The sequence below is a fragment of the Hymenobacter terrestris genome (assembly GCF_013377905.1).
Classification (GTDB): Bacteria; Bacteroidota; Bacteroidia; order Cytophagales; family Hymenobacteraceae; genus Hymenobacter; species Hymenobacter terrestris.
Genome location: NZ_JABKAV010000032.1, coordinates 1 through 24,898, shown reverse-complemented (window position 1 = coordinate 24,898; position 24,898 = coordinate 1). Strand labels below are relative to the sequence as shown.

Genomic DNA, 24,898 nt, shown 5'->3' with positions numbered 1-24,898 from the left:
GAACCCGCATTTATTTTAATGATTACCGCAAGCTGCGAGGCCTTTTGCGGTAACTGCCGCGCCGACGGTTTTCAGCGGGCACCTACTACCGGAGCCGGCTGCAGGCCCTGGGCCAGGCGCACGAGGCGCACCAGTTCGGCGCGGTAGCCCTCTGGGTCGAAGCGGCGGGCGCCGTCGGCGAGGCGGGCGGTGGCCTCGTAGGTGGCGGTGCCGCGGTGCTCGCTCTGGCGCAGCAGCATGCCAAACTGGGCCACGGCGGCAGCAAAGCGCAGGTTTTCGCTGGCATCAGCCAAGGGCCGGGCTACGCCGGAGAGCGGTAGCGCCAACAGGCGGCTCATGGTGCCGCGCGGCTCCTTGTAGCGCAGCTTCACCGTCAGCAGCTCGGCCGAGGCCAGCGCCGGAGTCGTGGCCGGAGCGGGCTGGTACTTCAGCGCATCAACGGTGGTAGGCGCGCCCACGGGCACGATTTCGTAGAGGGCTGTAACGGTGTGGCCCGAGCCCAGCTCGCCGGCATCTTTGCGGTCATTGTTGAAGTCTTCGGCGGCCAGCAGGCGGTTTTCGTAGCCCACTAAGCGGTACTCGCGCACCCGGGCGGGGTTGAATTCGACCTGCAGCTTCACATCCTGAGCCAGTGTGAACAAGGTGCCGCCGAACTGGCTGACGAGCACCCGGCGGGCTTCGTCGAGGTTGTCGAGGTAGGCATAGTTACCGTTACCCTTGTCGGCCAGCAGCTCCATTTTCTGGTCCTGGTAATTGCCGCGGCCCACGCCCAGCGCCGTCAGGAATACGCCCGACTCGCGCTGCTGCACAATGAGGCGCTCCATGGCGCTGTCGCTCTGCTCGCCCACGTTGAAGTCGCCATCGGTGCAGATGATGACGCGGTTGTTGCCCTGGGCGTTGAAGTTCTGGCGGGCCACATCGTAAGCCAGGCGCAGGCCCTCGCCGCCGGCCGTCGAGCCGCCCGCACTCAGGTTATCAATGGCTCGCAGAATAGTGGCTTTTTCGGAGCCGGCGGTGGGTGGCAGCACGATGCCGGCGGCCCCGGCGTACACAACCAGCGCCACTTTATCCTGGGGGCGCAGCTGCTGCACCAGCAGCTTCAGGCCCTGCTGCACCAATCCCAGCCGGTCAGGACCGTCCATTGAGCCCGACACATCGATCAGAAAAACTAGGTTGGCGGGCGGAAGCTTGTCGGTGGCTAGGCGGCGGGCCTGCAGCGCCACCTGCACCAGCTGGTGCTGGGGGTTCCAAGGGCACTGGGCCTGCTCGGTGATGACACGGAACGGCTCGGCGGCCGTGGCAGCGGGCTGGGGGTAATCGTACTGGAAGTAGTTGAGCATTTCCTCGACCCGCACGGCCTCGGGCGGCGGCAGCTGGCCCTGCTGCAGAAAGCGGCGCACATTGCTGTAGCTGGCGGCGTCCACATCAATGCTGAAGGTGCTGAGCGGCTCCTTTTGCGCCGAGCGAAAACCGTTTTCGGCCACGCTGGCGTAGGTGTCGCCCGCACCGGGCTCGGGCTGCGGGAAGTATGGGCGGCCATAAGCGGCCATATCGGCGGACGGGCTTTTAGACACCGACCCGCGAATCCGGATGCCAGCGGCGCGGCCTTTCGTACCCGTCACGACCACTTCGCTGAGTTGTTTCGAATCTGCACTCAGTCCTACATCTACCACCTGCTGGCCATTGAGCTTCACTTCTTTCAAAGCAAATCCAATTGAGCTAAATACCAGCGCTTTGCCTGACTTGGGCACTTCAATTTGGTAGGTGCCATTGGCCTGGGTGCTGACGCCGATGGAGGTGCCTTTGACCACGACCGTGACGCCGGGCAGGCCCTGACCAGTGGTGCGGTCGGTTACGCGGCCGGTAACGATGTAAGTGGCCGGAGCCACGGCGGTGGCCGGGGCCGAACTGGTTTGGGCCGCAGCGGGACATGCGGGCAACAGCCCGGCCGCCAGCGCGAGATAGAGGAAACGGTGCATCAGCAGAAAGAATAGAAGGTGGAACCATCATGAACCGGCCGGGTTCTGAGTAGCTGATGCGCGGCCGGCGTGGATTCCACACGAAATTTTAAAAAACCTGAAAACCGACCGTCATTCTGAGCGGAGCGAAGAATCTCGCGTGCTTCGTTGAACAATAGTCATACGACGTCAGCACGCGAGATTCTTCGCTCCGCTCAGAATGACGTTCAGCTAATGACTCCCCACAAGCGCAGTACCTTTGCCCCACTTATGTCCTCACTGCTCACCGATTCGCTTAATTTCCTGTCTAAAGCCACCCCGCGCCGCCTCTGGAACGGGGCCCAGGTGGTAGGAGGATACATTTTGAGCAAGGCCACCGGCAAGGCCCGGCACTGGGGGCTGCCGGTGGCGCTCAGCTTCGAGCCCACCACCAGCTGCAACCTGCGCTGCCCCGAGTGCCCCAGCGGCCTGCGCTCCTTCACGCGGCCCACCGGCATGCTGCCCGACGAGCTGTTCCGCAAAACCATTGATGAGGTAGCCTCGCGGCTCTGGTACCTGATTTTCTATTTCCAGGGTGAGCCCTACCTGCACCCCAACTTCCTCGATTTGGTGAAGTATGCAGCCGGCAAGGGCATCTATACGGCCACCAGCACCAACGCCCACTACCTCAACGACGACAATGCCCGCCGCACCGTGGAATCGGGCCTCGACCGGCTCATCATCTCGCTCGATGGCACCACCCAAGAGGTGTACCAGCAGTACCGCGTAGGCGGCAAGATAGATAAGGTACTGGAGGGTACCCGAAACGTAGTGAAGTGGCGCAAGGAGCTGAAATCGAGCACGCCGCGCATCGTGTTTCAGTTTCTGGTTGTGCGGCCCAACGAGCACCAACTGGATGAAGCCCGCACGCTGGCCCGCGAGCTGGGCGTGGACGACGTGTGGTTTAAAACGGCCCAGATTTACGACCACCACAACGGCTCGCCCCTCATCCCGACCATCGACTACTACTCGCGCTACGAAAACCAGGGCGACGGTACCTGGAACCTCAAAAACAAGCTGCTCAACCACTGCTGGAAGATGTGGCACTCGTGCGTGATAACCTGGGACGGCCTCGTGGTGCCCTGCTGCTTCGACAAAGACGCCGAATACCGCCTCGGGGACCTGCAGACCCAGACTTTCCGCCAGCTTTGGCACGGCCCCAAGTACCGGCAGTTCCGCGCCTCGCTGCTTAAAGGCCGCGACCAGATTGAGATGTGCCGCAACTGCTCAGAAGGCACTAAAGTCTGGGGGTAGAAAACAAGTATAATTTTTGCTTCCAGCGGTCCGGCATCGGTTTGCCTCTGCCTTGAATATTAGAACTTTTTCATGTTCGGAACAACAGATTTTCAACGAGCCTTTGAGCTTATTTCGGATAAGTTGGCGCGCTGGGCACAGGCGGTGCTGTTGCTACTGCCCAACTTGCTCATCGCCATCCTTATTCTCACGGTTACCTACTTCGTAGCCAAGCTGGTCCACCGCGTTGTGGAGCGGCTGCTGACCCGAGTTTCGCCCAGCATTACGCTCAACCAGCTAATTGCCACCATTATACATGTGGCCGTGCTGCTGATCGGCTTATTCTTCACGCTCGAAGTATTACAGCTCGACAAAACGGTTACCTCCCTGCTGGCCGGTGTCGGCATTATTGGTCTGGCGCTGGGTTTTGCCTTCCAGGATATTGCGGCCAACTTTATCAGCGGTATTCTCATTGCCGTGCAGCGGCCCTTTACGGTGGGCGACGTCATCCAGACCGAAACCTATTTTGGTACTATTGAGCGAATCAACCTGCGTACGCTCGATCTGCGCCAGGTAACGGGCGAGCTGGTGCGCGTGCCCAACCGTAAGGTGTTCGAAAGCTCGGTTATCAACTTCACCGAAACCACGCAACGCCGGGTCGATGTGCCCTGCGGCGTGAGCTACAATGCCAACCTGGAGCAGGTGCGGGCCGTGGTGCTGGAGTGCATGCACGACTTCCCGGGCATGCTCACGCAACGGCCGCTGGAGGTGATGTTCACTGAGTTTGGCGAAAGCTCCATCAACTTTACTTTGCGTTTCTGGATTCCGTACCGCCGCCAGACCGATTACGTGAGTGCCAAGAGCGAGGCTATGATGCGCATCAAGCGCGCCTTCGACCACGCCGATATCTCCATTCCGTTTCCCATCCGCACCCTCGACATTTCGCCCGAGCTACTCGATAAGCTTGGCCGGGGGCTGGGCCGCGCGCCCGAACAGCAACAGGAACAGGAACAGCAACAACAATAACCACCTGATTGAAAGGCTTCTAAAGCCAACATTCTGACCTCCCGCTCAGTAAGCGGGAGGTCGGAATGTTGGCTTTAGGGCAAATAGCTTCGTGAGCCGCTACTTGTGGTTCTTGTCGAGGTTTTTGCCCAGGTCTTCCACCGTTTTCAGGAATTCGTCCACGTTCGTGTCGCCGTAGGTTCCGAAGGCCGTGGCAATGGTCCCTTTAACGCCGTCGGTGGTTTCAATGGCGTATAGAATCGACATATCGTCGGGGTTGCTTTCACCTTCAAAGCGGTAGAAATCCACGATGGTTACTTCTTCGGGCATGTAGCCGCGGGCGCTGTTATCGTCGCTGAGCGGGAAGAGCTTGCCGTCGGTTACCCGGAAATCGGCCGTGAAGCCGTCGGCGTTCAGCTTGCTTTCCACATTCACGAGGCTACGTTCTTTTTCGTTGTCTTGCATGACCAGGGGATTAGGTGTCGGAGAGAGTACAGGAAAGGAATAACGAGGGCGGCTAATACTACTGCCCCCGTGCCGGGCTATACGTAGCCGGTACGGGGGCAGGTTATATCGAAATACCGAAAAGCAAGCTTAACCTTAGCCAGCCGCTTTCTGCCGTTGCTGAGCCAGGTCAATCGTGCGCTGAATCTGGTCTACATCGAAACCCGAGCAGGCGCTGCCGCACCCCTTGGCGCAGCCGCTCTGGCGCTTATCAAAAGCCCGCCAGAAGATGCGTCCTACGTAAAATGCCGCACCCGCAAAGAGTAACGCGATGATGAGATACTGTAACCACATGCTGATTATTGGTTAGTGAAGAGACGTCATACTGCTCAGAACGTTGTAGGGGCGGGGGGGGGCCCCCCCCCCCCCCCCGCGGCGGAGGGTTGGGTGGTGGGGGGGGGGGGGGGGGGGGGGCGGGGCCCCCCCCCCCCCAGGAGGCGGAACCCACAGAAAAAAAAAAAAAAAAACAACCTGAGACGGCGCTTTTGGGGAAAAAAGGGGGGAAGGGGGGGGGGTTATCGTTTTTCTTGGCGAAATGTGGGAGAAAAAGGGAGGGGGGGGGGGGCCGCCCCCCCGCCCGCCACTGAACGAAACCGACTTGCACCGTTCAACGCCGGGCGGGGGCCAGCCCCGCCTCTACTTATGCTGGCAGAATACGCCGCAACCTGCGCCGCTAACTACTCCTCCATGCTCGACCAGATTCAAGCCTACGTTCAAGAACACAGCCTCTTCTCCCCCACCGACACCCTGCTGGTGGCCGTTAGTGGCGGGCTCGATTCGGTAGTGCTGGCCGATGTACTCCACCGGTTGGAGCAGCCGTTTGCCGTGGCGCACTGCCATTTTGGGCTGCGCGGCGAAGAGGCCGATGCCGATGAGGAGTTTGTGCGCAAGATGGCCCAGCAGTACAAGGCGCCCTACTTCGCCGAGTTCTTCCAGACCAAGAAGTTCGCTGAGCAGGAAGGGATTTCGACCCAGATGGCGGCACGGGCCCTACGCTACGAGTGGTTCGAGCGGGTGCGCCAGCAGCAGGGCTACGCCGCCATTGCTACCGCCCACCACCAGCGCGACGCGGCCGAAACCATGCTGCTCAACCTCACCCACGGCACCGGGCTAGCGGGTTTGCACGGCATCAAGGCCAAGACCGGCTACCTCGTGCGGCCGCTGCTGGCCGTGAGCAAGCCCGATTTATTCGACTATGTAGTGGAAAACCGCCTCATCTGGCGCGAGGATGCCAGCAACGACTCGCCGGTGTACCAGCGCAACCGCCTGCGCCTCGAGGTGCTACCGGTACTGCGCGACATCAACCCCAACCTCGACCACACCATGAGCACTACGGCCGAGCGGGTGGGCGGGGCCGAAGAAATAGTGCGCCGCTACGTGGCCGACACCGCCGCCCAGGCCCAGCGCACCGAACCCGAGGCCACCTACCTCGACATTCGGCTGCTACAAAACACCGCCGCCACGGCCCTGGTGCTGCACGAGTTGTTGCGGCCCTTCGGCTTTGCCTACCCGGTGGTAAAGGATATCGTGCGCAGCTTCGGGGCCGAGCCGGGCCGCCGCTTCGAGTCGCCGACGCACCTGCTGGTGAAGGACCGCGAGCAGTTGGTCATCACGCCGCGTCGGCTCAGTCAGTTCGGCACCTACCAGCTCCAAGCGGGCCAGGAAGTGCTTAAAATTGACGGGCTACACCTGCGTACCGAGTTACTCGAAGTGCCGGAAGGTTACGAGCCGCCCCGCGGCAAAGCCTTGGCCGCCCTCGATGCCGACGCGCTCAAATTCCCGCTCACGGTGCGCCCCTGGCAGGAAGGTGACTGGTTTATGCCCATCGGCATGAAGGGTAAGAAGCTGCTTTCCGACTTCCTCATCGACCAGAAAGTACCCCTCAACCTGAAAGACAGCGTGTGGGTGCTGGTGTCGGCCGACGGTAAAATTGCCTGGGTTATCGGCCACCGCCCCGACGACCGGTTCAAGGTGACCGAAGAAACCGAGCGCGTGCTGGTGATACGGCGAATGTGAGTTGGAGAAGTGAGAAAAGGAACGTCATTCTGAGCGGAGGCGCAGCCGCAGTCGAAGAATCTCTACTACAATGGTAACCCAGCCGGCGGCAACCAAGCGGTAGAGATTCTTCGACTGCGCTCAGAATGACTGTTCTTTCCTCTTCCTTCTCACCTCCCCCGTTTCACTTCTCTGTACGCACCCCTCACTTCTAAACTCTACGCCGTAACTTTACGCGCATCCCAATATTCACACCCAATTCCACCGCTCAATGAAAGTTACCGTAGTTGGAGCCGGCAATGTAGGCGCGACCTGCGCTGATGTACTGGCCACCCGCGAAATTGCCAACGAGATTGTTCTGGTTGACATTAAGGAGGGTTTCGCCGAAGGCAAAGCCCTCGATATCTGGCAGAAATCCCCTGTTATCGGTTACGATTCCCGCACGGTGGGCGTAACCAACGACTACTCGCGCACCGCCGGTTCGGAGGTGGTTGTGATTACTTCGGGCCTGCCCCGCAAGCCCGGCATGAGCCGCGACGACCTGATTTCGACCAACGCCGGCATCGTGAAATCGGTGACCGAGCAGGTGGTGAAGCACTCGCCCAACGCCATCATCATCATCGTCAGCAACCCGCTCGACGTGATGACCTACCAAGCCCACCTCACCTCCGGCCTCGACCGCACCAAGGTATTCGGCATGGCCGGCATCCTCGATACGGCCCGCTACCGCGCTTTCCTGGCTGAGGCGCTCAACGTGAGCCCCAAAGACATTCAGGCAGTGCTCATGGGTGGCCACGGCGACACCATGGTTCCCCTGCCCCGCTACACTACCGTGGGCGGCATTCCCGTTACCGAACTCATCGGCAAAGAAGAGCTTGACGCCATTGTGCAACGCACGGCCGTCGGCGGCGGCGAGCTGGTGAAACTGATGGGTACTTCGGCTTGGTACGCGCCCGGCGCGGCCGCAGCTCAGATGGTAGAAGCCATTGTACGCAACCAGCGTCGCGTGTTCCCCGTGTGCGTGAAGCTCGAAGGCGAGTACGGCATGGACGGCGTGTACCTCGGCGCACCGGTTATCCTGGGCAAGAACGGCATCGAGAAAGTAATTGAGCTGCAGCTCAACGACGACGAGAAAGCGCTGCTCGAAACCTCCCGCGGCCACGTGAAAGAAGTAATGGACGCCCTGGACAAAATGAACAAGGCTAACGCCTAGAGATATACCAGTTTTCTGGTTTTCCATAAAGCCAAACGGCCGCCCTGCATCCTGCAGGGCGGCCGTTTGGCTTTAACTACTGATCAGATATCAGCGACATCCAATCAGCTGCAACTTCTGTGATTTATTGTTGGCTGGCTTTGAAGAGCTTCTGCTTTTCTTCCTTGGACAGGCTTTCATAGCCGGAGTGGGAAATCTTGTCGAGGATGAGGTCGATTTCGTCTTCGGCAGGTTGGGTGTTGCTGGTTTTGCGGCTGGCGGCTGGTGCGGTACCTCTGGCGGTAGCAACGGAAGCTGCGGCAGGGGTGCGGTGCGTGACGCGCAGGTTGGGACGCTTGGAGAACACCCGGCCCACCCAGTCGCCCACGGCCTGCACTGGGCGGCCCAGGTCGCGGCCGGCGCGCAGCTGCCTGATGAAGATATAGCCCAGCACTGCCCCACCGATGTGGGCAATGCCACCGCCGGGGTTTCCCTGGTTGATGGCCAGAATTGACAGCAGAATGACCACGGCCGCAATGTACTTGATGCGCACCGGCCCGATAAGAATGAGGTTGAACTGATACTCGGGCATGAGCGTGGCGGCGGCCATGATAATAGCCGTAACACCCGCCGAAGCCCCAATCAGCGGAATACCAAGGGCCGGCTGCAGGGCCGGAATCAGGTTATAGGAAAGCACGAAAAACAACGCCCCCGCCAGCGCCCCCAGAATGTACACGCTCACCAGGCGTCGGTCGCCGAGGTACTCGCGCACCAGGGCCCCAAACCAGTACAGGTTTATCAGGTTGAAGAGGATGTGCAGAAAGCCTTCGTGGGTGAAGGCGTAAGTAAGCACCGTCCAGGGGTGGCGTAGCAGGCCCGGCAGGTCGGAGGGCAGCTGGAACTGGCGGATGAGGTTGGGGTAATATTGCGCATAGGTACTGGTGAGGCGCATAATGGCCTCGGTGAGCACCAGAAACACAAACACCAGCACGTTGATGAGCAGCAGTTGGTTGAGCGCATTGTCGCGGCGGCTGAACGCGGTGCGGATATCATGGAAAACACTCATCTCGTTGGTCGTTTCTTGTTGGTCGTTTCTCGCGGGCGGTGGCTCGTTGGGCTTTGCGGCTTTCCGCTGAATTCTTTAAACAACGGAAAGCAAAAAACGAGCAACTACAACCGAAATACTAGTAAAACTGCTTGCGGTTCCGTTCCCAGAGCATCACCAGTACGAAACCAACCAGCAAACCGGCCACGTGGGCAAAATGAGCCACGTTGTCGCCGGGAGTTTGGTTGACGCCGCTGTACAGCTCGTAGAGGCCGTATAGGGGTACTAGGTACTTGGCCTTAATGGGTACGGGCAGCGGAAAAATAAAGAGCGTGGTGTTGGGGAACAGGTAGGCAAAAGCGAACAGCACTCCGAACAGTGCCCCCGAGGCTCCCACCATGGGCATGTTCAGGCTGCGGTTATATAGCTCCTGCATGGAATTCAGAATGCCCTGCACTAAACCAGAGTCGTCGGGCGTGGCATGGAGCTGGCGAACCACTGCATCGAAGGCCCCTGGGTTGTATTGCTTAGCATGTTCGTCCGCGAAATCCTGCAAGTGAAGGTCCGAAGGGTCCTGCTGAAAAGCCTCGATGTTCTGACGCATTTTATTGATTTCGTAGTAGCGCAGCCCCGAGTAGAGCATGCCCGACCCTAGCCCGCAAACAAGCCAGAAAATCAGAAAGCGCTGCCCGCCCCAGCGCTGCTCCAGCAACGGCCCGAACACCATCAGACCAAACATATTGGAGAAAATATGCCCGATGCCGCCGTGCATGAACATATACGTCAGAAACTGCCAGGGCTGAAAGAACTCGGAACCCACCGGGTAGAGTGCCAGCAAGCCCAGCCCACCCGGCAGGGTGTTGGCCAGCAGAAAGAAAACCACGTTGGCGATGAGCAGATTGCGGACCGTCGGCGTGAGTTGAAACATATAGAGGGAGCTAGAAACGGGAAGGAAGGAACTGCAAGCAGGAAATGCAGAGCGAGCAGCAGAGAACAACAATACAAAGGAACATCATGCTGGGCGAAGCCGCAGCCCGAGTCGAAGCATGTCTACCGCTTAGTTGAGCCGTTGTTTACAAAGAGGCGGTGGAGATGCTTCGAGTGTACGGACGCCAGATGAGACATGACGCTCTTTTTTCACCTCGCCGCCTTCCCTCCTACCCAAACAACTCCCGCAGCTGGCTCAGCTCCAGCATCACAATGGTACGGCGGCCGTCGGGGGTGTAGTTGGGCACGGTGCAGGCGAAAAGCTTATCGACGATAGTCGTCATCTCGCGCTCCGAGAGGCGGGCTCCGGCGGCGCTAGCGGCCACGCGGCGGGCCAGGGCGCGCGCCATCTGCTCGCGCCGGTCGAGCTTCACGGGGCCGCCATTGCGGAACTGCTCAATCAGGCCTTCCAGAAGCTCCTTTTCGTCGCGGGCCGGCACATCGGCCGGAATGCCCTCGACGGCAATGGTGTGGCGGCCGAAATCGGTGAAGCGGAAACCCAGGGCCCGCAGCGCGTCCTCCACTTCGCGGAGCACGGCAAAATCCTGGGGCGTAAAGGTGATGGTGCGCGGGAACAGCAGCGTCTGGGAAGCACTAACGTCGCGCTCCAGGGCCTGGGCGTACTGCTCGAACAGGATTCGCTCGCGGGCGGCCACCTGGTCAATCAGCATCACGCCCGACTTCACCGGCACCAGCAAATACTGCTGGTGCAGCTGCAGCACCTTGTTGCCCGGCCCGGTGCTCGACTCCAGCAACGGTAGCTCGGGCGCGGCGGCCGTAGCCGGCAGCGGGGCGGCCGGTTGCAGCTCCGTTTCCGGCGCGGGCGGGGTTGATTCGGCCGGGGCGGCAGGCAGCACTTCGCCGGTTTCGGGATCCACGGTTTCGGCGGTGGGCGGCGTGGTAGGCGGCGGCAACACCGGCACTTTGGGCACGGTTACGCCGGCGGCGGTGGCCTCGTGCTCCACGTCGGGCAGATTCACGCGGCTCAGGCTGCGGTAGAAATCTTCCAGCTCCTGCTTGGCCTGCTCGGTGGGGCGCGGCGTAAGGGGCCGCTCGAAGGCGCTGGCGGTTCGGCTGGCAGAGCGCGGGTTAGCCAAGTTGTTGGCGGCACTGGCGGCGGCGGCCAGCGCATCGGGCCGGCCGGCATTGTCGTCGAAGGGGTTCCGCTCGTTGCCCGAAAGCTGCAGCGGCCGGATGGCCCCGAAGTTCACATCACCCGCGAAATCGAGCGAGGGCGCCATGTTGTGCAGGCCCAGGCTCTGCTTCACGGCCGAGCGCACAATGGCGTACACCGTTTTCTCGTCCTCGAACTTGATTTCGGTTTTGGTGGGGTGCACGTTGATATCGATGCTCTTGGGGTCGAGGTCCAGAAACAGCACGTAGAACGGATGCGTGTCTTTGGGCAGCAGGCCCTCGTAGGCCGTGAGCACGGCGTGGTTGAGGTAAGCCGAGCGGATAAAGCGGTTGTTGACGAAGAAGAACTGGTCGCCCCGGCTCTTCTTGGCCGACTCGGGCTTGCCAATAAAGCCGTGCACCGTCAGAAACGGGGTTTCCTCGTCCACCTGCGCCAGCTGCTCCTTGTAGCCATTGCCCAGCAGCGCCACAATGCGCTGGCCCAGCTTACCGGCCGGCAGGTTAAACACCTCCAAGTCGTTCTGAAAAAGCGAAAACGCAATCTGCGGGTTGGCCAGCGCCACATGCTGGAACTCGTCGAGAATGTGCCGCATTTCCACGGCGTTGCTTTTGAGGAAGTTGCGGCGGGCCGGCACATTGAAAAACAGGTTTTTCATGCTGATGCTCGTGCCGTCGGGGCAGGCCACGGGCTGCTGGCTCGTAATCTGCGAGCCTTCTACCAGCAGCAGTGTGCCGGTGTCCTGGTCGCGGGTTTTGGTGCGCAGCTCCAGCTGGGCCACGGCGGCAATGGAGGCCAGCGCCTCGCCCCGGAAACCCAGCGTGCGGATGCGAAACAGGTCGTCGGTGGTGCGGATTTTACTCGTGGCGTGGCGTTCCAGGCTCATGCGCGCATCGGTCGGGCTCATGCCGGCCCCATTGTCCACTACCTGCACCAGCTGCTTGCCGGCGTCTTTCACAATCAGCTGCACCTGGGTGGCACCGGCGTCCACGGCATTTTCGAGCAGTTCCTTTACGGCCGAAGCCGGGCGCTGCACCACTTCGCCGGCCGCAATCTGGTTGGCCAGGTACTCGGGCAGCAGTTGAATAATATCGGGCATTTTTAGGGGAAGCGAGGAGTTGGGAGCTAGAGTACGGGAGGTAGACAGGTAGCAGACAGGAGGCATAGGGATGGCAGGACCTTTTTACGCCTTATCTGGCTTCCACATAGCTGAAGCATACCTACCGCTTCGTTGAATTAATAGTGAAGCAAAGCGGTAGCGATGCTTCGACTGCGCTCCGCTACGTTCAGCATAACACGTTCTTTTTTTGCCCTTTTTACGGTTGGCATTTTGATTCTATCCGCCTGATAACAACCGGCGTCGGGAATTTCTCCGTAAGTTTGCAGCCAACTTTGGCAGGCCGTGCCGACACCATTCGGCTAGCTTCGGCGTTGGGCGGGGTGAGTGGCCGGGTTGTAAAGGCGGTAGCGGTTGCGTAACATGCGGCTAACTATTGTCCAGACCTTGGTTGAAGGAGCAAAATTACTTTTTTTCGGCTCGTCATCCACTAGTACCAATTTAGTCAGAATTACCGGGGCCGATGCGCAAAGAATTTAGGATTGGGCTTTTTTTGCTGGTCCTGGCCCTCACCGGCCTGTTTGTTTCTTCCTCCGCTCCACCGGCGGCCGACATGGGCCGGCCCATGACAGCCGCCGAGCAACAGTGGGTCGACAGCGTATTTGCGGGCCTCACGCCCGAGCAGCGCCTGGGCCAGCTGTTTATGGTGGCCGCCTACTCCAACAAAGACCGTAAGCACGTTCAGTACACCGAGTTTCTGGTGAAGAACTATGCCATTGGCGGGCTCATGTTTCTGCAGGGCGGTCCGCGCCGGCAGGCCCACCTCACCAACCGCTACCAGGCTGCCTCCAAGGTGCCGCTGCTCATTGCCATGGATGCCGAGTGGGGCCTCGATATGCGCCTCGATTCGAGCATGCACTTCGCCAAAGGCATGACCCTGGGTGCCATGGACGACGACGAGTACGTGTACCAGATGGGTCGCGAAATTGCGCTCAACCTCAAAACGCTGGGCGTTCACGTCAGTTTCTCGCCCGTCATCGACGTCAACTCCAACCCCAGCAACCCGGTTATCGGCAACCGCTCGTTCGGGGAGAACAAGGAACAGGTAGCGGCCCGCGGCGTGCGCTACATCCGCGGCCTGCAGGACCACGGCGTGATGGCCGTTGTCAAGCACTTCCCCGGCCACGGCGACACCGATGTGGACTCGCACGTGGCTCTACCGGTTATCAACTCCGACCTGGCCCGGCTCACCAACATCGACCTCTACCCCTTCCGCCGCGCCATCGACCAGGGCGTGATGGGCGTGATGGTGGGCCACCTATTCGTGCCGCTGCTCGATACTAGCCGCACGCTGTCGGCTACTATCTCGCCCAATCTGGTTACTGGTTTGCTCAAGGATAAGATGGGCTTTCGGGGGCTCGTGTTCACCGATGCACTTAACATGAAGAGCGTATCGGACCTGTACAAGGGCGGCGAGTTGGATGCGCTGGCCTTGCTGGCCGGCAACGATGTGCTACTGTTTTCGGAGGATGTGCCCATGGCCGTTCAGAAGATAAAGGAAGCCATTGCGGATGGTAAAATTGCGCAGGCCGACGTGGATTCGCGGGTGCGGAAGATGCTACGGGCTAAGTTTTGGGCCGGCCTCAACCACTACCGCCCGGTAGATGTGCCCAACCTGATGGCCAACCTGAACCGGCCTCTGAGCCGCATGGTACAGCAGCAGATATATGAGCACGCGGTAACGGTAGTTAAGAACGACGACGACATTCTGCCCTTTCAGCGCCTCGACACGCTGCGCATTGCCTCCATCACTATTGGCTCGCAGGCGGAGACCTACCGCGAAACGATGGGCAAGTACCAGAACGGACCGGTGTACGCCGTGCCCAACCGCTACGCCCCCGATTCCACTTTCAGCCGCATTGGCCGGCAGCTGGCCCCCTACAATGTAGTGGTGGTGAGCCTGCACAATATGAACAACACGCCGGTCCATAATTATGGGCTCGGCGACGGGGCGCTGAAGTTTCTGCAAACGCTGCAGGCCAACCCGCGCCTGAAAACGGTGGTGGTGATGTTCGGCAACGCTTACGCCCTCAAAAACGTGGAAGCCAGCCGCAACCTGGTGTGCGGTTACGAAGACAATTTCGCCTCACAGCTGGTTGTGCCGCAGGTACTGTTCGGGGCGCTACCCGCCAGAGGCCGCCTGCCGGTTACGGTGTCCGAAGACTTGAAAGCCGGCCAGGGCCTGCCCACCCCCGACTTCCGCCGCCTGCGCTACGGTACACCCGAGGAGGTTGGTCTTGACTCGCGCATTCTGGCCCAGATCGACAATGTAGCCCTGGAGGCCGTGGCCTACGCCGCTGCCCCCGGCTGCCAGGTGCTGGTAGCCAAAGACGGGATGGTGGTGTTCGACAAAAGCTACGGCTTCTACACCTACGACAAGGAGCAGGCTGTCAACAACGGCACGCTCTACGACCTGGCCTCGATAACCAAAGTTGCCGGCACGCTCCAGGCCATTATGTGGCTAAAGGATGAGGGCCGCCTCAGCCTTGATGAGAAGGTGGCGACTTACCTGCCCGAGCTAAAGACGACCAATAAAAAAGACATGACGGTGCGCGACGTGCTTATGCACCACGCTGGCCTCAAGCCCGGTATTGCTACCTGGGAGCGAACCGTTACCAGCAGCGGCCCCAAGCCCGAGTTCTACGCCAGCACCGAGTCGCCCAAATTCTCGCGCGAGGTAACGCCCAACCTGTTCAGTGCCGCATCCTCCGACGACGCGGTGTGGGGTTGGGTGCAGGAATCGGCGCTGCTGCCCAAGGTGAAGGGCAAGTACCCGGTCGAATATTCCGATCTGAGCTTTATAGTGATGAAGCGGCTGGCTGAAAAGCTTCTCAAGCAGCCCATCGAGCAGTTTCTGGCCCAGCAGTTCTACCGCCCGCTGGGCCTGAACTCGATGACCTACAACCCGCTCGACAAATTCCCAAAGTCGTGTATTGCGCCCACCGAAAACGATACCTACTACCGCCGCACCCTGTTGCAGGGCAGCGTGCACGACCAGACCGCCGCCTTGGTGGGGGGCGTAGGTGGCCACGCCGGCCTGTTTGCCAATGCCAACGACTTGGCCGTGCTCATGCAAATGAACCTGCAGAATGGCCGTTACGGCGGGCAGCGCTTCTTCCAGACGCCCGTGGTAACCGAGTTTGCCCGCGGCATTGAAGAGGGCAGCCGCCGGGGCTTGGGCTGGGACCGGGGCGACCCAAGCAAGCCCGAGGGGCCCACCAGCAACCTGTCGCCGGCCAGCACGTTCGGCCACACCGGCTTTACCGGCACCTGCGTCTGGATGGACCCGGAAAACAAAATCATGTACATCTTTCTTTCTAACCGCGTATACCCCGACGCCGGCAATAAGAAGCTGGTGCAGTACAACATCCGCACCCGCATCCATGATGTGATTTACAAGGCACTGCAAAAGTCATGATCTGTTGTCCGACATTTGCGTTTATTTGATTCCGCAACCGGCGGTGAGGCGTTCCAGACAGGAGCAACTCACCGCCGGTTTTTTTGTCCCCTGTTTTTCTGTCTTTTCGCGTAGCGCTACGCCTATCTGGTCCCTCTCAGTATGAACATCGGCATCGTTTGTTATCCCACTTTTGGCGGCTCGGGCGTCGTAGCCACCGAATTGGGAAAGGCCCTGGCGCAGCGTGGGCACCGTGTCCACTTCATCACCTACAGCCAGCCAGTACGCCTGGATTTCTTCAACGAGAACCTGTTCTACCACGAGGTATATATCCCCCCTTACCCACTATTTCAGTTTCCGCCCTACGAGCTGGCGCTGGCCAGCAAAATGGTGGACATTGCCCAGAACGAGAAGCTTGATGTACTGCACGTGCATTATGCCATTCCGCACGCTTCGGCCGCTTTCATGGCCAAGCAGATTCTGCTTACCCGCGGCATCCGCATTCCGGTGGTCACTACGCTGCACGGCACCGACATTACGTTGGTAGGCAAAGACGCCAGCTACGAGCCGGTGGTAACCTTTAGCATCAACCAGAGTGATGGCGTAACGGCCGTGTCGGCCGATTTGCGGCGCGAAACCTACGAGTACTTCGCCATCGAGAAGGAAATTGAGGTAATTCCCAACTTCGTCAATTTGGAGCGTTTTCAGAAGCAGGCCAAAAACCATTTTAAGGCCGCTATTGCGCCCGAAGGCGAAAAGCTGCTGGTGCACACCAGCAACTTCCGCTCGGTGAAGCGGGTAGATGACGTGGTGCATATTTTTGCCGGTGTACGCGCCCAGATGCCCGCCAAGCTACTGTTGGTTGGCGACGGCCCCGATCGACCGCGCATCGAGAAGCTCTGCCGCGACATCGGCCTGTGTCAGGACATCCGCTTTTTGGGCAAGCTGGAGGCCGTGGAGGAGGTGCTCAGCATTGCCGATCTGTTTCTGATGCCCTCCGAAAAGGAAAGCTTCGGTCTGGCGGCCCTGGAGGCCATGGCCTGTGAGGTGCCCGTTATCAGCACCAACGCCGGCGGCATCCCCGAGTTGAATGAGCACGGCGTAACCGGTATGGTCAGTAACGTAGGCGACGTGGCCGACATGGTAAAAAACGCCCTCTACGTGCTCGACGACGAAAACCTGCCCCGTTTTAAGGCCGCTGCCCACGCCCGCGCCGAAACCTTCGCCCTCGATACGGTGGTGCCTCTTTATGAAGACTGCTATCAGCGCGCTATTGATGCAGTGGCGGTGAACGTTCAAAAATAGAATTTACGCAAAAGAAGGCCGTGAGCCTGTAACGCGAAGCTGGACTCAAAAACAGTCCGAGCTCTACATCCTACTGAAGCTGTACAGTGCCTTCGTTCAAACAGCCGCTGGGGTTTGGGTTACAGGTGGCTTTCCAGTGAAAGCAACTGGTTTTCGATCTGGTCGGCGAAGGTGTTAATCTGGTCGAGGCCGGCGCGGGCCTCCTCGATGAGGCCGCGCTGGTAGCGGTTGGCCAGCTCGAAGCTGGTACCCAGCATTTGCTGCAGGGTGTTTTCCAGTTCCTGCACGGCGGGCTGACTGCCCAATTCGGGCTTTAAAACCATCTGAATCCACTGGCCCAGCGGGTTTTCGGCGTACGTAAACAGGGCCGGCTCAGCTTCGCGCACCCCGTAGAGCACCGAGCGCAGCCGCGACTTAAAAAGTACCTGCTTAACGCGGGCCTGTTGAAAGTCGAAAGAAGAGAGAGGCATGCCAGGAATTACAGAAAGCGGGTAGATGAGGAAGCACGGGCAGGTCTTTGCCTAAAAAGCCAACTCGCTATCGGTGGGGGCGTCCGACATTCGGCCGCGGAGTTGCTCCAGGGCTTGGCGGGTGCGCACCAGCTCAGTCACATCGTAGGCATAGGCCGTAATACCAGCCGGCTGGCCGTTTTCCTCAAAGCGCTGGTAGAAAAAGTTGAAGTAGCAGTCGCGTAACTGGCCGTCGGGGCCGGCCAGCTGCACCAACAGCTCATTACCTACCATGGGCTCACCGGTGCGAAACACACCATCGAGTATGGCAATTATGCCCTGACTCACAATTTCGGGAAACACTTCGGCCACGGTTTTTCCCACCAGGTCTTGCTGGCCCACCGACTCCTTAAAGCGAGTGTTGGCAAACTCGTAGCGGTGGTCAGGTCCGCGAACCACACTAATCATGGCCGGGGCATCGGCAAAGAGGTCCAGCAGAATTTGCCGCTGCTGCTGGGCCCGCTGGTACTGTTCGTAGGCCTGGTCCGAGAGCAGGGCCTGCTGCTCATTGGCTTCCAACAGCTCTGTTACCATAAGCTTTTGCTCATGGATGTCGGCATTGCAGCCCACCCACATTTGAATCTGACCGTCGGGCCCAAGGCGTGGTACACCCGTGGCCAGGTGCCAGCGGTAGCTGCCGTCGCGCCGCCGCATACGGTACTCGGCCTGGTAAGAACTGCCCTGCTGACGGGCGGTTTCCCAGCGGGCGGTGGTGGGGGCCACGTCGTCGGGGTGTAGGTCGGCCACCCAGCCCCAACCCAGGGTATCGGCCAGGGAGCGGCCGGTGAAATCAGTCCAGCGGGCGTTGAAAAATTCGGCGGTGCCGTCGGGCTGGGTGGTCCATACCAGTGTAGGCAGGCTTTCGAGGACAAAGCGGTTGCGCTCGGTGGCCTCGTTGAGTTCGCGCTGTACCTCGGCGGCGTGGCGGGCGGCCAGTATGGCCTCGGTCACGTCCTCCGACGCTTGCAGGATGTAGCGCAGCTCGCCGTGGGCGTCGAGCTGGGGATGGTGGGAAATCTGCCAGTACCGCTCCTCGGTGCCGCCACCCTGCGCGGCGGGCCGCGCAATATCGTAGCGCAGCAGCGGCATCACATGAACCCGCAAGGTACGCCGCACCGCCTCGTGCGAGGCCAGCAGATCGGCCTGGCTTTGGGGGTCGCCGGGGTAGGCATCGAAAATATAGCGGCCTACCGCCTGCTCGCGGGGCAGCATCGACACGGCCACGTGCTCGTCGGAGTTGTCGAGGATGGTGCCATCGGGGGACAGTAACAGGTAGGCACCCGGCAGCGTCCGAAACAGACCTTGAAAATCGACGGAAGCAAGAGAATCGGCCATGAAGGAAAATTGTAGACGTAAAATTGGCGGGCAGTAATGAAGCCGTGGTAAAGTCCGGGTCAGTAAAAAACTTCCCGAATCAGCAAGCAACCGCAACGCCAGGCTGGGGCAGATAAGTGGCTGTAGTCCGCGAGTAAGTAAAGGCTAGTGAGGTAAAGATACTCTGCGGCCCTCCGCCTGATATTCTCTGCCAAACATTTTCTTGCCAGGCCTTACACACCTCGTGAAAGCTACTACCCGCGTGCACTGGCAGAGGAATTCCTCGCAGTTTCGAACAGTTAACCGAAGCCGGGAAATACTAGTGCCGGCAGGCGCAGGCGCAACCATTTCGCTTGTTGTTATTCAGCCCGAATGTTACCGCGCCAGTTCGCCCGCCATATGGGCCAGACTATATTTCGGGCTCATCAACAGCATTAGGCGTCCTATCTGCGGCAGTTCTTGGCTAAACCACTTATCCCGGCGCTGCCACCCACAAATAACTAAGTCCTGAATAAACATGGCCACAACCCCTCCCGGGCTCAGGATACATTCTTTTTACCAACTGAGTAACCAAATGCCTCACCTAAAACATGGCTACTGCCTCGCGCTTTACCGCCAGAATAGCAGCGGCAGTAGGGTCGGGAAGCTGATCATTCATCATGGTTTCAAGGATGCGGCGCGCCAGCTCGGAGCCGCGGGCTTCGGCGGGGTTGGGCAGCTTCTGAAACTGGCTGCTGATGAGGTTGCTAACAGTGTTCTGAGCCTGCCGCACGGCCGCCCAGGTTTCGGGCTGCATGTAGAGTTGCTGACTGAGGTTGTGCTCCACTTCGGCCCGAATTTCCTGGAGCAGCAGCCGGTGGTAATCGGCGGCCGGTAGGTTGGCGCTGCTCACCCGAATGAGCAGATTTTGGGGGCTGAGGCGCTCCAGCAGCAACGTAACGCGCTCCAGCGCCTGCAGGCGTAGCGGCAAGGTGGCTTTGCTGGCCTCCAGGCGCATTTCGAGCAGGCGGCGCTGCTGCTCGCGCTCCAGAAATTGCTGGAACAGCAGATAGATGGCACCGGCTACAATGAGGGCCGGCAGAATAATTTTGAGTAGGTCGAAGATATACGCGGTAGTGTCCATGCGGGCAGATAGGTGGAGCAAACGGCGGGCCGGGCCAGAAGGGAGGGGCTCGTTGCGCAGGTAAAGATAAGGCGTGAACCGGCAGGGCCAAGCCGCTGTTGTAGCCTCAAACGCCGCCCTCCTGCCGCCTGATGGGCCGGGATGTTTTGGCCGGGACTTCTGCCCGACTACCGACGGCGTTGTATCTTTGCACTCTACTTCTTCTAAACCGAACGCATTATGGCAACGGCCGTTTCCACCAAACTTGCTCCCATCACCCTCACTCCTCGCGCCCTGGAGGAGGTTCGCAATATTCTCGTTGAGAAGGCTGTACCCGGCGAATATGGCCTGCGGGTAGGCGTGCAGGGCGGCGGCTGCTCGGGCATGAGTTACCTGCTGGGTTTTGACAAGCCCAAGGATCAGGACGAAACCTTCGACATCGATGGTGTGCTGCTCATCATGGATAAAAAGCATGCTATGTATGTATTGGGCATGGAAGTCGATTTCCAGGATGGTCTCAATGCCCGCGGCTTCATCTTCAGCAACCCCCAAGCCAAAAGCACCTGCGGCTGCGGCTCTTCGTTCTCGGCATAATTCACGTTTCTGGCTGACAGTTATCAGTTGCTGGCTTAGTTTCAAACGCTGATTTGCCAATTTTGAAAGCCTCCCCCGATGTATCGGTGGAGGCTTTTACTTTTTCTGGTGAGCCCACGAAAGGCAAATAGCATATTACCGCTCGCTCCTATGACACCAGGGGTACCTGTGGCAGCAGGGCCTGGGCCAGAAAAGCCCGCACTTCCATCAGCCGGTAACGGACCTGGTTTTGCTCGTACTCGCGGGTCAGTATAGTGTCGGTGGCGTCCTCAATCAGGTCGCATTGCTTGCGCAGGCTCTGGCGGCGGGCATAGGAGCCGGTACGCCGGGCCACGGTTTGAATGGCCGACAGCAGGCGCAGTAGAACGGCCACATTATCGTCGCCGTTACTGCGTATCTGGTCGAAAGCCAGGCATACGAAGTCGTTGAAGTCGCGGGTGCGGGCGATAACGCGTACTTGGCCGTCGGCAGCACGCAGGGGCTGGTCCAGTGCGCGGTTGGCCAAAAACGCAAGCATGGCCCCCAGCCGGTCGATGCACATAATGGCCGTGGTAGTGTCGTTGATACCCGGCGAGAGGGCCTTGAGGGCAATATCTACAATCTGACGAAAGCCGAACGCTACATCCTGCTGGTTGATGCTGCGCTGCGTGTCAATGGAGAAATGGCCATTAAGTTTACTTTCCTCCTCCTCGGTGGGCGGCCGCCCCGAGTCGTAATAGGCTACCGAAAGCAGGGGCGTATCCAAGGTTATAAAGCCGCCGAGGCGGTGTTCGAGGCGCACCACTGCGTTCTGTTGTCCCGCAAAGTCCAGCAATTCGTTGCTGGCTACTCCCTGCACATAGCCGCTGGCGTCGGCCATTACCACATGCCAGTGAAGGTCGGCGGTGCGCAGCCGCTCCTCGGCTTCATCTCCGGCCTCCTCCCCTACTTGCCGGGGAAAAATGCGCGTCATACCGGCAATGGTTTCCTCGGCAGCTCTGGCAATAATGTTGGCGGCCTGAATGGAGGTAGCAATATGGTGGATAAAGAATATCAGCATTCCAATGCTCACCAGTGCCATGAGCAGAGCAAACGACACGGCCAGCGGCGGGATAAACCCGCTTTCGTCGCCGCCCCGCACAGTGCGCAACACCACCAGGCAATACACGAAAATGCTCACGAAAAACCCCATTACCACCTGGTTGGCCCGGTCGCGCATGAAGTTGCGCAGGATGCGCGAAGTGTACTGACCCGAAACGGTAGCCAGCGTGGAGAGTGTGAGCGAGAAAATGAGGGCCGCCACCGTGATGGCCGAGCTGGCAATGGCCGAAAGCATCCCGCGGGCACCATCGGCTCCGGCGCCAAACAGCAGCGGATAGTTGTCAGTCCATTTGTTACTGGTGCCGGCATCGAGCAGCACCAGCGCATAGGCCAGCACCAAGGCCCCCAACACCATCAGGGCCGGCACAAACCACAGGCTCGAGTTGATGCCCAGCCACCAGGTCTTCAGTCTGTTCATAGGAAAGCGAAAAGGAGGACGACCATACCGGCAGTTATGCCCTTGGCACGTCGTTTAAGGCCGATTTGACCCCGTGGCTGATGCTATCAAGCACCGTAAGGGTACCGTTGTTTTCGAGCACTACCGCAGCGGCCTCGCTGAGGGAGTTGATGCCATTCTCGCGCAGAGCAGTTAGTATTTCGCCTTCCGTAATGCGCTGCTGCCGCATGGCGTCTGGCAACACATGACCTTCGTACACGAGCAGCGAGGGCTCAGCCTTCACCAGCCGGTCAACGGCTTTAAAGCGCACTGCCAACCAGGTAATCACGAATTGAAGGCCAATGAGCAGGGCCATGCCCAGTAGTCCTTCGAGCAGGGGCACGCTTTTGTTGAGCAGCGTAGAAGCCAGTGTCGAACCAAGGGCCACCGTTACAATCAGGTCGAAGGCATTCATTTTCGACAGCGTACGCTTGCCCGAGGTCCGCAGCAACAGTAACAGCCCCACATAGGCCAACACCCCGGTAATGAGCAGCCGGATGATGTTTTCCCAGTTAGAGAAGAAGATTTTTTCCATGCTATACTTTCTGAATTAAAACCGTTGGCTTAGCTAGGGCCCAGTCCGGTATTGGCTGGCGCAGCAGCGGGCTTTTTGGGGTCGTCGGGCGGGTCGGCGAGCGTGCCGGGCTCGGCCATGGCCACTTGAATAGGTATGGCCGGCATTTTAGTGGGCAGTCGCAACTCCAGAATATCGGGTGGCAGGGCGTAGCCGCCGGCCATGAGGGCCTTTTTCACCCGGTTCATTACCCGGCTCCGCAGCTCCAGCGTAGCCCGGCGGTAATCGTCGGTGTTGGTCCAGAAGAACACTTTGAGGTTTACAGTGCTGGCCGCCAGCTCATCGACAATGGCAAATGGCTCGCGTTCGGTTAACACTTCCGGCTCCTGGCGCACCTGTTCCAAAATCAGGGCAATAGCGGCGGCCACATCGTCATCATAATCAACGCCTACAATAAATTCCTGGCGGATGTAGCCGTCGCGGGTATAGTTGATGAGCGGCTCCTTGAGCACAATGGCATTGGGAATAGAGATGTCGCGGCCGTCGAAGGTATCCATTTCGGTGGTGCGCAGGTTGAGCTTGGTTATCTGCCCGAACATGTCCTGAATCTTCACCGTGTCGTTGACCCCAAAAGGACGATTAAAGGCCAGAATGATGCCAGCCAGGAAGTTCTCGGCAATATCCTTGAAGGCGAAACCCACCACGAAAGCCGACAGGCCCGCCGCCCCCAGAATACCGCCTACCACGCCCGAAAAGCCCAGGATATTGAGCGCCACCACCAGCCCCACCAGTACCAGCACCCAGCGGCCCACCTGGGTCAGGAAGTCGGTTAGCAGCGGGTCATCGGAGTGGGTGCTGAGCTTGGCTGCCAGCCAGGTGCGCAATCGACTGGCCCCCACCCACACTACCCCCATTACAACGGCCGCAATCAGCAGCCGCGGTAGCATATAGAGGAGTTGTTCCCAATACCTATTGAGCACTTGGCTGAATTCGTCGGCCATACAGATGGAGGGTTTAAGTTGAGCGTAATGTTTGTACGAGGGTGTTGGTTGTTGGTTGGCGAGGGCAGGAACTAACGGCAGGCGCTTATCTTGCACCCATGCGCCTTCCCATCCTTGCCTCCCTCCTGCTGCTGAGCGCCTTCGGGGCGCGGGCCCAGGCCTTTCAGTCCGCCGAAATTGCCCGCTGGCAGCGCCAGGCCAAGCAGGTAACCATCACCCGCGACACCTGGGGCGTACCCCACGTTAGTGGCCAGACTGATGCTGATGCCGTGTTCGGCCTGCTCTACGCCCAGTGCGAGGATGATTTCGCGCGCGTGGAAGCCAACTACCTTGATGCGCTGGGCCGCCGGGCCGAGGTGGAGGGTGAAAGCGCCCTCTACCACGACCTACGCGCCCGCCTGTTCATGGACAGCACCCAGGCCATTGCGCTCTACCAGAAAAGCCCCAACTGGATGCGGCAGCTGCTGCAGGCCTTCGCCGACGGCACCAACTACTACCTGCATACCCACCCCCAAACCAAACCCCAACTGCTGCGCCGCTTCCAGCCCTGGATGCCACTGCTGTTTTCGGAAGGCAGCATTGGGGGCAATGTAAGCGTGGTGCCGGTAGAGCGCCTGAAGGCTTTTTACAGTCGGCAGCTGGCCCCCGGCACTGGCTGGCAGCCCCCGCAGCTGCCTACCAAAGAGGACCTGCTGGACCGTTCTTCGCTGGGCTCCAATGGCTTTGCCATCGCGCCGCAGCTCAGCGCCAGCGGCCATCCGCTGCTGCTCATCAACCCGCACACCTCGTTCTATTTCCGGCCCGAGGTGCAGATGACCAGCAAAGCCGGCCTGAACGCCTACGGGGCCGTTACGTGGGGGCAGTTTTTCATCTATCAGGGCTTCAATGAGCACTGCGGCTGGATGCACACCTCCAGCTACGCCGACTCGATGGATGAGTACCTCGAAACCGTAGCCCAGCAGCCCGATGGCCGCTATACCTACCGCTACGGGGCCGAGCAGCGGCCCGTGCGCCAGCAGCCCGTGCGCGTGGCCTACCGCGCCGCCGATGGCACCACCAAATCCCGCGAGTTCACCACCTACCACACTCACCACGGCCCGGTAGTAGGCCAGCAGCCCGACGGCCAGTGGCTGACGGTACGCATGATGGACACGCCGGTAGCGGCCCTGGAGCAGTCGTACCTGCGCACCAAGGCCACCGACTACGCCAGCTTTCAGCAGGTGATGAAGCTGAACGGCAATGCCTCGAACAACACGGTGTTTGCCGATAGCAAAGGCACTATTGCCTACTGGCACGGCAACTTCATGCCCCGCCGCGACCCGCAGTTCAACTGGAGCCAGCCGGTAGATGGCAGCAACCCCAAAACCGAGTGGCAGGGCCTGCATCAGGCGGAAGACATTGTGCAGGTGAAGAACCCGGCCAGCGGCTGGCTGCAGAAC

General features: G+C 59.8%; 20 protein-coding genes. 8 read left to right on the top strand and 12 right to left on the bottom strand.

What is annotated here, in order from left to right; all coding sequences use genetic code 11:
• Nucleotides 1-71: 71 nt before the first annotated feature.
• On the bottom strand, nt 72-1,979 hold the full coding sequence (locus tag HW556_RS11585) for a vWA domain-containing protein (protein WP_176900206.1): 1,908 nt from the start codon (nt 1,977-1,979) through the stop codon (nt 72-74).
• Nucleotides 1,980-2,228: 249 nt separating this feature from the next.
• Here HW556_RS11585 and HW556_RS11580 point away from each other — a divergent pair, with 249 nt between their 5' ends.
• Together HW556_RS11580 and HW556_RS11575 are read left to right on the top strand one after the other, a co-directional pair.
• Nucleotides 2,229-3,251 (top strand): SPASM domain-containing protein, encoded by a 1,023-nt coding sequence (locus tag HW556_RS11580; RefSeq protein ID WP_176900205.1) that lies wholly within the window; start codon nt 2,229-2,231, stop codon nt 3,249-3,251.
• A gap of 123 nt (nt 3,252-3,374) precedes the next feature.
• The gene (locus HW556_RS11575; RefSeq protein ID WP_246289625.1) at nt 3,375-4,256 is read left to right on the top strand and encodes a mechanosensitive ion channel family protein; all 882 of its coding nucleotides are present in this window, start codon (nt 3,375-3,377) and stop codon (nt 4,254-4,256) included.
• A 99-nt stretch (nt 4,257-4,355) separates the two neighbouring features.
• On the opposite strand, the gene HW556_RS11570 is transcribed toward HW556_RS11575, so the two are convergent.
• The gene (locus HW556_RS11570) at nt 4,356-4,700 is read right to left on the bottom strand and encodes a hypothetical protein (RefSeq protein WP_176900203.1); all 345 of its coding nucleotides are present in this window, start codon (nt 4,698-4,700) and stop codon (nt 4,356-4,358) included.
• A gap of 135 nt (nt 4,701-4,835) precedes the next feature.
• The gene (locus HW556_RS11565) at nt 4,836-5,033 is read right to left on the bottom strand and encodes a FeoB-associated Cys-rich membrane protein (protein WP_176900202.1); all 198 of its coding nucleotides are present in this window, start codon (nt 5,031-5,033) and stop codon (nt 4,836-4,838) included.
• A gap of 348 nt (nt 5,034-5,381) precedes the next feature.
• Here HW556_RS11565 and tilS point away from each other — a divergent pair, with 348 nt between their 5' ends.
• The gene (gene tilS, locus HW556_RS11560; protein ID WP_246289624.1) at nt 5,382-6,755 is read left to right on the top strand and encodes a tRNA lysidine(34) synthetase TilS; all 1,374 of its coding nucleotides are present in this window, start codon (nt 5,382-5,384) and stop codon (nt 6,753-6,755) included.
• A gap of 250 nt (nt 6,756-7,005) precedes the next feature.
• Entirely contained in the window at nt 7,006-7,947 is a 942-nt protein-coding gene (gene mdh / locus HW556_RS11555; protein ID WP_176900201.1) for a malate dehydrogenase, read from the top strand.
• Between the two features lie 124 nt (nt 7,948-8,071).
• On the opposite strand, the gene HW556_RS11550 is transcribed toward mdh, so the two are convergent.
• The 3 genes from HW556_RS11550 to mutL all read right to left on the bottom strand — a co-directional run bounded on the left by HW556_RS11550 (nt 8,072) and on the right by mutL (nt 12,189).
• Nucleotides 8,072-8,992: a rhomboid family intramembrane serine protease gene (locus tag HW556_RS11550; RefSeq protein WP_176900200.1), complete on the bottom strand. Its 921-nt coding sequence runs from the start codon at nt 8,990-8,992 to the stop codon at nt 8,072-8,074.
• A 118-nt stretch (nt 8,993-9,110) separates the two neighbouring features.
• On the bottom strand, nt 9,111-9,899 hold the full coding sequence (locus tag HW556_RS11545) for a rhomboid family intramembrane serine protease (protein ID WP_176900199.1): 789 nt from the start codon (nt 9,897-9,899) through the stop codon (nt 9,111-9,113).
• Between the two features lie 229 nt (nt 9,900-10,128).
• Nucleotides 10,129-12,189, bottom strand: coding sequence for a DNA mismatch repair endonuclease MutL (mutL, locus tag HW556_RS11540; protein ID WP_176900198.1), 2,061 nt, complete (start codon nt 12,187-12,189; stop codon nt 10,129-10,131).
• Nucleotides 12,190-12,670: 481 nt separating this feature from the next.
• Between mutL and HW556_RS11535 the strand changes: the two genes are divergently transcribed.
• Together HW556_RS11535 and bshA are read left to right on the top strand one after the other, a co-directional pair.
• Nucleotides 12,671-15,625, top strand: coding sequence for a glycoside hydrolase family 3 N-terminal domain-containing protein (locus tag HW556_RS11535; protein WP_176900197.1), 2,955 nt, complete (start codon nt 12,671-12,673; stop codon nt 15,623-15,625).
• A 141-nt stretch (nt 15,626-15,766) separates the two neighbouring features.
• Complete coding sequence (bshA, locus tag HW556_RS11530) at nt 15,767-16,909, top strand: N-acetyl-alpha-D-glucosaminyl L-malate synthase BshA (protein WP_176900196.1); 1,143 nt, start codon at nt 15,767-15,769, stop codon at nt 16,907-16,909.
• A gap of 119 nt (nt 16,910-17,028) precedes the next feature.
• On the opposite strand, the gene HW556_RS11525 is transcribed toward bshA, so the two are convergent.
• From HW556_RS11525 to HW556_RS11515, 3 genes are all read right to left on the bottom strand, one after another.
• The gene (locus tag HW556_RS11525) at nt 17,029-17,379 is read right to left on the bottom strand and encodes a hypothetical protein (protein ID WP_176900195.1); all 351 of its coding nucleotides are present in this window, start codon (nt 17,377-17,379) and stop codon (nt 17,029-17,031) included.
• A 51-nt stretch (nt 17,380-17,430) separates the two neighbouring features.
• Nucleotides 17,431-18,753: a PAS domain-containing protein gene (locus HW556_RS11520; RefSeq protein ID WP_176900194.1), complete on the bottom strand. Its 1,323-nt coding sequence runs from the start codon at nt 18,751-18,753 to the stop codon at nt 17,431-17,433.
• A gap of 562 nt (nt 18,754-19,315) precedes the next feature.
• Nucleotides 19,316-19,855, bottom strand: coding sequence for a DUF7935 family protein (locus HW556_RS11515; RefSeq protein ID WP_176900193.1), 540 nt, complete (start codon nt 19,853-19,855; stop codon nt 19,316-19,318).
• A gap of 219 nt (nt 19,856-20,074) precedes the next feature.
• On the opposite strand from HW556_RS11515, the gene HW556_RS11510 reads away from it, so the two are divergent.
• Nucleotides 20,075-20,428, top strand: a complete 354-nt coding sequence (locus tag HW556_RS11510) for a HesB/IscA family protein (protein ID WP_176900192.1) — start codon at nt 20,075-20,077, stop codon at nt 20,426-20,428.
• A gap of 148 nt (nt 20,429-20,576) precedes the next feature.
• Here the strand turns inward: HW556_RS11510 and HW556_RS11505 are convergent, their stop codons facing one another.
• From HW556_RS11505 to HW556_RS11495, 3 genes are read right to left on the bottom strand one after another with little or no spacing between them, the layout of a single operon-like run.
• Entirely contained in the window at nt 20,577-21,926 is a 1,350-nt protein-coding gene (locus HW556_RS11505; RefSeq protein ID WP_176900191.1) for a DUF2254 domain-containing protein, read from the bottom strand.
• A gap of 34 nt (nt 21,927-21,960) precedes the next feature.
• Nucleotides 21,961-22,479, bottom strand: coding sequence for a DUF421 domain-containing protein (locus HW556_RS11500; protein ID WP_176900190.1), 519 nt, complete (start codon nt 22,477-22,479; stop codon nt 21,961-21,963).
• Nucleotides 22,480-22,508: 29 nt separating this feature from the next.
• On the bottom strand, nt 22,509-23,459 hold the full coding sequence (locus tag HW556_RS11495; protein ID WP_176900189.1) for a mechanosensitive ion channel family protein: 951 nt from the start codon (nt 23,457-23,459) through the stop codon (nt 22,509-22,511).
• Nucleotides 23,460-23,557: 98 nt separating this feature from the next.
• On the opposite strand from HW556_RS11495, the gene HW556_RS11490 reads away from it, so the two are divergent.
• A partial coding sequence (locus HW556_RS11490) for a penicillin acylase family protein (RefSeq protein ID WP_176900188.1) occupies nt 23,558-24,898 on the top strand: 1,341 nt, incomplete at its 3' end.

What these genes read in the sequence shown, in the direction of transcription:
- HW556_RS11585 (WP_176900206.1), bottom strand. Translation starts at nt 1,979, where the DNA reads ATGCACCGTTTCCTCTATCTCGCGCTGGCGGCCGGGCTGTTGCCCGCA.
- tilS (WP_246289624.1), top strand. Translation starts at nt 5,382, where the DNA reads ATGCTGGCAGAATACGCCGCAACCTGCGCCGCTAACTACTCCTCCATG.
- HW556_RS11545 (WP_176900199.1), bottom strand. Translation starts at nt 9,899, where the DNA reads ATGTTTCAACTCACGCCGACGGTCCGCAATCTGCTCATCGCCAACGTG.
- HW556_RS11505 (WP_176900191.1), bottom strand. Translation starts at nt 21,926, where the DNA reads ATGAACAGACTGAAGACCTGGTGGCTGGGCATCAACTCGAGCCTGTGG.
- HW556_RS11500 (WP_176900190.1), bottom strand. Translation starts at nt 22,479, where the DNA reads ATGGAAAAAATCTTCTTCTCTAACTGGGAAAACATCATCCGGCTGCTC.
- mutL (WP_176900198.1), bottom strand. Translation starts at nt 12,189, where the DNA reads ATGCCCGATATTATTCAACTGCTGCCCGAGTACCTGGCCAACCAGATT.
- HW556_RS11525 (WP_176900195.1), bottom strand. Translation starts at nt 17,379, where the DNA reads ATGCCTCTCTCTTCTTTCGACTTTCAACAGGCCCGCGTTAAGCAGGTA.
- HW556_RS11550 (WP_176900200.1), bottom strand. Translation starts at nt 8,992, where the DNA reads ATGAGTGTTTTCCATGATATCCGCACCGCGTTCAGCCGCCGCGACAAT.
- HW556_RS11535 (WP_176900197.1), top strand. Translation starts at nt 12,671, where the DNA reads ATGCGCAAAGAATTTAGGATTGGGCTTTTTTTGCTGGTCCTGGCCCTC.
- HW556_RS11570 (WP_176900203.1), bottom strand. Translation starts at nt 4,700, where the DNA reads ATGCAAGACAACGAAAAAGAACGTAGCCTCGTGAATGTGGAAAGCAAG.
- HW556_RS11510 (WP_176900192.1), top strand. Translation starts at nt 20,075, where the DNA reads ATGGCAACGGCCGTTTCCACCAAACTTGCTCCCATCACCCTCACTCCT.
- HW556_RS11565 (WP_176900202.1), bottom strand. Translation starts at nt 5,033, where the DNA reads ATGTGGTTACAGTATCTCATCATCGCGTTACTCTTTGCGGGTGCGGCA.
- bshA (WP_176900196.1), top strand. Translation starts at nt 15,767, where the DNA reads ATGAACATCGGCATCGTTTGTTATCCCACTTTTGGCGGCTCGGGCGTC.
- HW556_RS11495 (WP_176900189.1), bottom strand. Translation starts at nt 23,459, where the DNA reads ATGGCCGACGAATTCAGCCAAGTGCTCAATAGGTATTGGGAACAACTC.
- HW556_RS11580 (WP_176900205.1), top strand. Translation starts at nt 2,229, where the DNA reads ATGTCCTCACTGCTCACCGATTCGCTTAATTTCCTGTCTAAAGCCACC.
- HW556_RS11515 (WP_176900193.1), bottom strand. Translation starts at nt 19,855, where the DNA reads ATGGACACTACCGCGTATATCTTCGACCTACTCAAAATTATTCTGCCG.
- HW556_RS11520 (WP_176900194.1), bottom strand. Translation starts at nt 18,753, where the DNA reads ATGGCCGATTCTCTTGCTTCCGTCGATTTTCAAGGTCTGTTTCGGACG.
- mdh (WP_176900201.1), top strand. Translation starts at nt 7,006, where the DNA reads ATGAAAGTTACCGTAGTTGGAGCCGGCAATGTAGGCGCGACCTGCGCT.